Source organism: Rhodococcus sp. 05-2255-3B1, from assembly GCF_002258545.1.
Lineage (GTDB): Bacteria > Actinomycetota > Actinomycetes > Mycobacteriales > Mycobacteriaceae > Rhodococcoides.
Map to the genome: position 1 here is coordinate 1 of NZ_NOZC01000032.1, position 1,630 is coordinate 1,630.

At 63.6% G+C, this 1,630-nt stretch carries 1 protein-coding gene; it reads left to right on the plus strand.

Features of this window, described 5'->3' with window-relative positions; all coding sequences use genetic code 11:
• Nucleotides 1–1,630: hypothetical protein (locus tag CH249_RS28030; protein WP_179274306.1), on the plus strand; the 1,630-nt coding region annotated here is incomplete at both ends.

A 1,630-nucleotide genomic window follows, 5' to 3' on the forward strand; every position in this document is an offset into this window, starting at 1 on the left:
GTTATGTTCCCCTCTGGGCACCCTCGACTGCGTACCTCGCAGGGCAGGTCGTCACCGCGAACGGTGTCTCGATCTCCCGCATCGATAACGGAACCTCACGCGCGAATTACGACGCCACCGAGCAGGCTCTGTGGACGAAGGTCACCCTCGACTCGCCGGCCGCGCAGGAGAAGATCGACCTCAGCCTTGGGTACGTCAACAAAGACGTCTCGGTCGACAAGCTCAAGCTCAATGCTGACGCCTCGGATGCGCAATCGTGGAACCGGGCGATCCAGACGGCCATCGCCACCGGACGCAAGCGCATCATCGCCCCCTCGTCGACCTACACCTTCAACCAGGCCGTCGACCTATCGGGATTGTTCGGTGTCACCATCGAAGGCCCGGGCGGGGAGTCAATGGCCCTCAAGTCCTCCGCAAACCTCAACTCCGCCTTCATGACCACCGGCGCATGCGGCGACATCCTGTTCATGGGGATGGGATTCGAGGGCAACGTCGTAGACGACGTCCCCCTCGACTCGCCCAGACGGTCGCGCACCACGGTTGGTAACGGCTACCAGGGTGCGATCAAACTGGTAGGCGACCTCATGCCCGGTGGCCCGACGTACCAGGTGCGCAACATCAAGGCCGCATTCTGCGACTTCCGTAACATCTCGTCGCTACCCGTGTTCTTCCAGGGAATTCGCGGCGAAGCGGAGGCCGCACACTCGCGGTTCTACAACTGTCTCGACCCCGGCTGGATCTTCAACGAGACCGCCGTCGCCCGGTCGGTGACGTCGCGAAAGAGTGCCGACAACGGACTGTCGATGTCCCGCGGCAACCTCGCGGTCATCGTCTCCGACGCGGACATTCGCGGTGCCGCGTACCACGGCATCTACATCGGCGGATTCTCCCCACACGCAGGACCCAAGCTGTTCCAGTGCACCGGTGGTGTCGTCCGCACTACTGGGCGCAACTCGATGCACCTCACCGCGGCCCCGAAGCAGGGCCGTGTGTCGAGCATGGTCCTGGCCGACGCACTTCGAGGCCCATCCGACGGTCCGACCGACGACGCGGCCGGTGTCGGCATCTGGATCGACGGCCAGGTCGACGGTGTCACACCCGGCTCGTACACCGAGTTCGCGGAAGACATCCAGATCAACGACGTCACGATCATCCGCCCCCGCCGTGGCGGCATCCGATTCGGGGGCGCGAAACGACTCTCGATCACCGACAACACCATCATCGACCCCGGTAGTGACTTTCTCTCGGACGGGACCACGGCCGTGGTCACCAACGATCCGCAGCAGAACTTCGGCATATGGAAATCGGATTTCGCGTCGAGCAGCACCGACGTTGCAGTGGTCGGAAACAAGCTGTACGACACGCGCACCACGCCGATCGCCAATATCCCTGTCAACGTTTCCGGCGTCGGCGGCGACGCGCTGTACTTCCAGAACACTTCGAAGGCATTCCGGCAGTCGATCTCCGAGTCGTCCGTGAACCTGTATGCATCGTGGTTCTTCAACTCCGTGACGCGCCTCGTGGGCGGCTCGGTCGCGGGTTCGTCGGGACAGACCTCGGACTACCTCGGTCGCAGTGGCCGCGCAAACGGCTATTGGCTCAACGGCGGCGCAGGCGCACGGAAGGCCGT